The organism is uncultured Nostoc sp. (genome assembly GCF_964245445.1).
In the GTDB taxonomy this organism is placed as follows: Bacteria; Cyanobacteriota; Cyanobacteriia; order Cyanobacteriales; family Nostocaceae; genus Nostoc.
In genome coordinates this window covers 1-6398 of record NZ_CAXTNE010000361.1, presented here as the reverse complement: position 1 = coordinate 6398, position 6398 = coordinate 1, and the positions used below count along the sequence as shown (strand labels likewise).

Sequence of the window (6398 nt, the reverse complement as noted above, 5' to 3'; positions counted from 1 at the left end):
TCCGCGTTCGCGCAGCGTCTCGTAGAGAGCGTCATTTTGAATTTTGAATTGATTTCCCCCTGCCTACGGCACTTTCTGTTGCTCGATCGCCTTACTTGGAGGAATCTCCTCAAGAGGAATGAGTGCTTCGATTACCGACTTGACAATTGGGGCGGCGACAGTAGAACCATAAGCACTTTCTCCTTTTGGTTCATCTACTAATGCGAACACTACATACCGAGGAGATTCCACTGGCAAAATAGCCACGAAGCTGGTCATTCTAGCACCCTTGATGTAACCACCATTAGGACTAGCTTTTTGGGCTGTACCAGTTTTACCAGCAATGCGATATCCCGGAATTTGTGCCGCCTTTCCGCTACCTTCATTAACAACAGTTTCCATCATTTCCACAACCTTTTGGGTTGTTGCAGCTGAGAAAATTTGGCGGGGGACGGTGTGAGTAGGTGAATCATGCATTTGCCCTTTACTATCAATCAGCCCCCGAACTACATGGGGTGTGACCAATTTACCGCCATTGGCTAAAGCACCGTGCATTTGCACCAACTGTATAGGTGTCATGGAAAAGCCTTGTCCAAAGGAAGTAGTAGCTGGTTCAATTGGCGAAGCGATAAATTCTTCTTGACTTTTGAGCCGGCCACCAACTTCAAAAGGTAAATCTGTATCAACTTTTTGTCCTAGCCCCAAGCGTTCTAGCCAGTTGTAATAGATTGAAGGCTTTAAGCGTTGAATAATTTGCACCATGCCAATGTTGCTGGAATATTGCAAAATCTGAGCGATGCTGATTCGCCCATTAGCATTATTCATCGCATTTTTGATGGTGTAATTCGCTACTCGAATAGAACCGGAGTCATTAAACATATCATCTGGTTTAATCACGCCATTTTCCAGAGCGATCGCTACATTCAAAGGTTTAAAAGTCGATCCCGGTTCATAAAGATCCGCTACCGTCCAGTTTTTAAATAGTGAGATATTAGCTTTAGCGTATTCATTAGGGTTATAAGTAGGCTGAGAAACAAGGGCGAGTAAGGAACCATCTAAGGCATCCATCACAATTACCGCCCCACGTTTAGCCTCAAACTTATCCATTTGTTGTTTGAGTGCAACGCGGGCAATTCGTTGCAGACGGCTATCAATAGTGAGTTGCAGTCGCAAATCATCAAAATGCAAAAAACCTTCAGGGGCATGATCTGGCATCAAGGCCCCATTTCCCGACCGGCTGAGGCGCACCGTTTGCACAGGACGTTCTAGCAACTTCTCTTGAGAGTATTCCACACCTGCTTGACCACGGCGGTCAAGATTCACATAGCCCACCACATCAGAAACCAAATCGTCTGGCGGATAATATCGGGAGTATTTTTGGGCCCACTCCAAGCCATCTAAGCGCAAAGAGATAATGCGATCAATAATTTCTTCCGGGAGGGCTGGGGCAAGTATAATTCCGCTTCTTTTGCTTTGAAAAGTTTTTATCAATTCAGCAGTATCTTTTGCCAATATTGGCGCAAGTCGCCCTGCCATATCTTCATAAGACTTATTAAACAGCTTGGGATGAGCATACAAAGTATATACAGGACGGTCAATTGCCAACAGATTACTATTGCGATCTACCACCGGGCGACGGGGCATAAAAGGTCGCAAATTCACCATTTGCTGGTTTCGCGCCTGCTCTGTTAACTTTGGCCCCTTGACAATTTGTAAATTATACAATTTAACACCTAACCCCAACCCTGCTGCCATTAATACGCCCCATACTATAAACAGTCGGGACTTGGTGTTAGATGTTTGCTCTTGGATATTAGAGGCAAGTGTCCCTAACAATCCTGCTTTAGAACCCTTCTGTCGCCTTTTAAATGCTGAATTCCGAAACTTTCTGTTTGTTCTGCTTGGTGATTTTTGCATTGGGTTGTCCTTTGTCATTAGTCATTAGTCATTTGTCATTTGTCCTTTGTCCTTCGTCCTTCGTTCTTCGTCTTTTAAGTTCTGTTCCTCCTAGGAGTTGGCACTATCACCTAAAATCGACACTCAGACCTCTTTGTTTGTCTGAAACTAATGACCAATAACCAATGACCAATGACTCTTAACCTTAATACCCCAGTGGCGAGAGTGTTTGCTGTTGCGTTTGGGGATTTGGCGTTGTGTTAGACGATGCTGACTTAGGACTACGAGATGCTGGAGATAAGAAAATCATCCCTTGAGGAGTCGGCGATACCAGCCCTGCTGTTGGTTGTTCTGCTTCCTGGGCAATTTTATTTGTCAGCGTCGCGTTGGTTGTCGTTAGTAGCCGCTCATGACGTTGGAGGTTTTGCAGCCTGCGATATGACTTACTCCAAAGCTCTTGGGAATATACCGTCCAGCCATAAACAGCAAGTGTCGATGCTACTAACAAGAACGCCAAAACTGTCGAATAACGGTGAAAGGTGTACAAGCGCAGCAACCACAAAGGTGTCGCTCCAGAATTAGGAATTATGGGAAGGCGAAGAAAACCTACCCCTGGAATTTTCTGGTTTGCACTCGACTGCTCATTGAGATTTAGCACTTGTTGTCTACCCAACTGTTTCCCCGATTTGGGCATTGCTCCATTTGTGGGAGAAACCGCTAGATTTTTCAAAGAACGCTGTCGTCTTTGAGAGGATACTAGTGCAGCTTCTTGGGCAGCAGGTGTAGAAGCGCTTTGTGCTGCTGATTCTATACGTGCAGAACGTCGCCTCCCTAAAGAAAGGATAGAATCTCGCCCGAACCAAGTACCCCTTGTAGAAACAGCAGATTTACGAGCAACTACCATAAATTTTTTAGATCAGAAATACTGTACTTTAGATTGATTGTCTTAATTGTCTCTTTTTGCTTAGTTAAAATCGCCTTCTGTGCAATAAGCACACATAACAGACTACACCCTTTTAACTGTTCTGATAGATAGCTATACCAATTGCATCCTCTAGATATTGCAATTTTGCAATCAGCGATTAGCAATTGGACAGCTTGCCCTTTAGATATCGCACCTAAAGTATGGCAACGCAGGGCAGTAAGGTGCAATACTCCGGGAAAAAATAAATTTTTTGCTATGATAGCTCGGTTTGCTAGAAAATTTGGTAATTTCCGTTTTGCTCCTGGGTCAAGAGAAACTAATCAGATGGCTATATGACTACCTAATCAAAAAAAGAATACCCCAAAGGATTGTTTTTTTTTATATGTAATCTCGTAGCATTTAAAAAAAAGCAATAAATACGGTATCGTATTCAACAGGCGAAAAATTGTTCTAGCCACAATTGGTGAAAGAGGAGTTATGAAAACAAGAATCTTTGGTTTGGCTGTAATCTTAAGTCTGGCTACAATTCTCGGAGCTTGTGAAGGCGGCGGTGGTGATGCTGGTGGTGGTGCTGGTAATGGCGGTACTGGTACTACTAGTACTCCAGCTGCTACAGGTGAACCAACTGATGCACCTGCTGCTACTCCCACAACTACTCCCGCAACTACTCCCGCAACTAGTCCCACTGCTACTCCTAAATAGGGCATCCTAAACTTTAGTTGAAATCATGCCCAAAACAGCTTATTAACAACGCTCGTCACCACATAGCTTGAATTAATTAGGTTAAGTAAAAACCTATATTTTTCTGTTGGTGTATCAGAGCTAAAGTTTGCTTTAATATCAGCTAAGTAGGGCAGTAAATAAAGGACACTGGTGATGAGGATTACCTCTTCAACCAGGTGTCCCCCTGAAATCCTCGCCTGACCATAGAAGCAGGGGAGCAGGGAGCAGGAGAGAAAGATGCTGGAATTGCCCAGTAATACAGGGTTTCAAGCACCTAAATTTATTTATGCTCAATGTTAAATATTTATTTCGATAGCGCAGCGTTAGCGACGTAGGAGCGTCTGACTCGCTAACGCTTCTCTACGAGACGCTGCGCGAACGCTATCAAGTGTCGCGTCAAGTGCCACAAGAAATAATTCGTCATTGTTTTAGCAACCCTAAATTTATTTATGGGGTTCTCCCCCAAACTTTGTGACCCTTGTTCCCTTTCTTCTTCTGTGACTGAACCTTATTCCGAGTCGAAGGGAGTTAAGTTCTGTAAATCTAAGCCATTTTGTGGGCAAAGTATTTCCCTAGTTTGGTGTTTGGAATGGCTTAGACTCCTGACTTTTCAGAGGGCAAAACAATTCATTGCGATCGCTGGCAATTGCTCTTGGGCATTCCCTGTAGTCTATTCCATATAGAAGAGACCTGGTGATATCCCTTGATATTGCCAGATTTTTATTGGTAAAATTTTTAACTTTGGGAATGGAGAATGGAAAAAACAGATTTTCATCCTGCGTTGTGAACGCAGTTCAGGAGATGGGGAAATTTAAAGCGATAAAGACAATAAAATTATTGAGCTTAATTGTAATTAGTGGAACCTTTTTTGTGTTGAGTAGCTCTTGGCGTTCAGCAGTAATAGCATTACCACCACCAGAGGATACACCAGAAGAAATATTACGCACTAAAATTATCATAGAGGCGCGATCGCCTATTGATGGAAAATCCCTAACAGCTGCCGAATATATTCAATTACAAGCGCAGCTCCAACTTGCCCCGCCCCCAAAACTAGACCCCAAAATTCGAGAACAGATTTTCTTGCTTCGTATACGTAAAACCTTACTTCAGTTTTTCCCATTTTTAAATTTTTGATACATTCGTCATTAGCCATTAGTCATTAATCATTCTCTGCCCATTCCCCATTCCCCATTCCCCATTCTGATGTAGGATAACGGTGGCGACAAAATTGCAAATAAATGTAAAGAATATATATAGATATTAAAAAAGTAGATTTAGTCAATCACGTTATATCACTTAGGTAGCTTCATGTCCATGACCACGATCGCCCCTGAACAGGTTAACAGCATCGTTTGGAATCAGCATAACGATCCGTTTGAAATACTAGGTTCTCATCCCATAGAACAAGACGGTAAAACTGTCTGGGCTGTGCGGGCCTACTTACCAAATGCAAGTGCAGCATGGGTGGTTCTTCCTGAACAACGCAAAGAATACCCAATGCAAACAGTGCATCATCCCCACTTTTTTGAATGCACAATTGATACTCCAGAATTGGCAAACTACCAGTTACGGATTAAAGAAGGGGAACATGAGCGTGTCACTTATGACCCTTACGCTTTCCGTTCTCCCCGCTTGACAGACTTTGACTTGCATTTGTTTAGCGAAGGCAACCATCACCGGATATACGAAAAACTGGGGGCGCACCCCACGGTAATAGGCGGCGTTAGAGGCGTTTATTTTGCAGTTTGGGCACCTAACGCTCGCAACGTTTCATTGTTGGGAGACTTCAACCTCTGGGATGGGCGTAAACACCAGATGCGTAAAGGTCGCACTGGAATTTGGGAATTATTTATTCCTGAAATCGGTGTGGGAGAGCATTACAAATATGAAATCAAAAATTTTGAAGGACACATTTACGAAAAATCTGATCCCTACGGTTTCCACCAAGAACCCCGCCCGAAAACAGCATCCATTGTCACTGATTTAGATGCTTACAGTTGGGATGACGAAGGCTGGATGGAAAAGCGCCGTCACACTGACCCCCTCACCCAGCCCGTCTCAGTCTACGAAGTGCATTTAGGCTCTTGGTTACACGCTTCTAGTGCCGAACCTGCTAAACTGCCAAATGGTGAAACTGAGCCTGTCGTTATCGTTTCCGAACTGAAGCCCGGCGCACGCTTCCTTACCTACCGGGAACTAGCTGACCGACTCATTCCCTATGTCAAAGAATTAGGATACACCCATCTAGAATTGCTGCCCATTGCGGAGCATCCCTTTGATGGCTCTTGGGGTTATCAAGTAACTGGGTACTATGCCCCCACTTCCCGTTTTGGCACCCCCGAAGATTTCATGTATTTTGTTGACAAATGTCACCACAATGATATAGGGGTAATTGTGGATTGGGTTCCTGGTCACTTCCCCAAAGATGGACATGGTTTAGCTTTCTTTGATGGTAGCCACCTATACGAACACGCTGATCCCCGCAAAGGCGAACACAAAGAATGGGGTACTTTGGTGTTCAACTACGGTCGCCATGAAGTTAGTAATTTTCTAGCAGCAAATGCCCTCTTCTGGTTTGACAAGTACCACATTGACGGGATTCGTGTCGATGCTGTTGCCTCGATGCTCTACAATGACTATTGCCGCGAACCAGGAGAATGGCTGCCCAACCAGTACGGCGGCAGAGAAAACCTAGAAGCCGCAGATTTTCTGCGTCAGGTAAATCACACTATCTTTAGCTATTTCCCAGGTGTTCTCTCAATTGCGGAAGAATCTACTTCTTGGCCAATGGTATCTTGGCCTACCTACACAGGCGGACTAGGCTTTAACTTAAAGTGGAATATGGGCTGGATGCACGATATGCTGGATTACTTCA

Annotated in this window: 5 protein-coding genes; 3 read left to right on the top strand and 2 right to left on the bottom strand. The window is 44.1% G+C overall.

The features are described 5' to 3' along the window. Positions 1–63 precede the first annotated feature (63 nt). Together ACFE90_RS34690 and ACFE90_RS34685 are read right to left on the bottom strand one after the other, a co-directional pair. A complete protein-coding gene (locus ACFE90_RS34690) occupies positions 64–1896 on the bottom strand; it encodes a peptidoglycan D,D-transpeptidase FtsI family protein (protein ID WP_375506812.1) in 1833 nt (610 codons plus the stop codon). 184 nt (positions 1897–2080) lie between these two features. After that, a complete protein-coding gene (locus tag ACFE90_RS34685; protein WP_375506811.1) occupies positions 2081–2779 on the bottom strand; it encodes a hypothetical protein in 699 nt (232 codons plus the stop codon). A 498-nt stretch (positions 2780–3277) separates the two neighbouring features. Here ACFE90_RS34685 and ACFE90_RS34680 point away from each other — a divergent pair, with 498 nt between their 5' ends. From ACFE90_RS34680 to glgB, 3 genes are all read left to right on the top strand, one after another. Beyond that, entirely contained in the window at positions 3278–3502 is a 225-nt protein-coding gene (locus tag ACFE90_RS34680) for a hypothetical protein (protein WP_375506810.1), read from the top strand. Positions 3503–4324: 822 nt separating this feature from the next. After that, on the top strand, positions 4325–4657 hold the full coding sequence (locus tag ACFE90_RS34675) for a hypothetical protein (RefSeq protein WP_375506809.1): 333 nt from the start codon (positions 4325–4327) through the stop codon (positions 4655–4657). Between the two features lie 174 nt (positions 4658–4831). Next, positions 4832–6398 (top strand): 1,4-alpha-glucan branching protein GlgB (gene glgB / locus ACFE90_RS34670; protein WP_375506808.1); only part of this gene is annotated, 1567 nt, incomplete at its 3' end.

Bases quoted from the DNA above. Each gene is read 5' to 3' on its own strand.
- ACFE90_RS34680 (WP_375506810.1), top strand. From the start codon at position 3,278: ATGAAAACAAGAATCTTTGGTTTGGCTGTAATCTTAAGTCTGGCTACA.
- ACFE90_RS34675 (WP_375506809.1), top strand. From the start codon at position 4,325: ATGGGGAAATTTAAAGCGATAAAGACAATAAAATTATTGAGCTTAATT.
- ACFE90_RS34685 (WP_375506811.1), bottom strand. From the start codon at position 2,779: ATGGTAGTTGCTCGTAAATCTGCTGTTTCTACAAGGGGTACTTGGTTC.
- ACFE90_RS34690 (WP_375506812.1), bottom strand. From the start codon at position 1,896: ATGCAAAAATCACCAAGCAGAACAAACAGAAAGTTTCGGAATTCAGCA.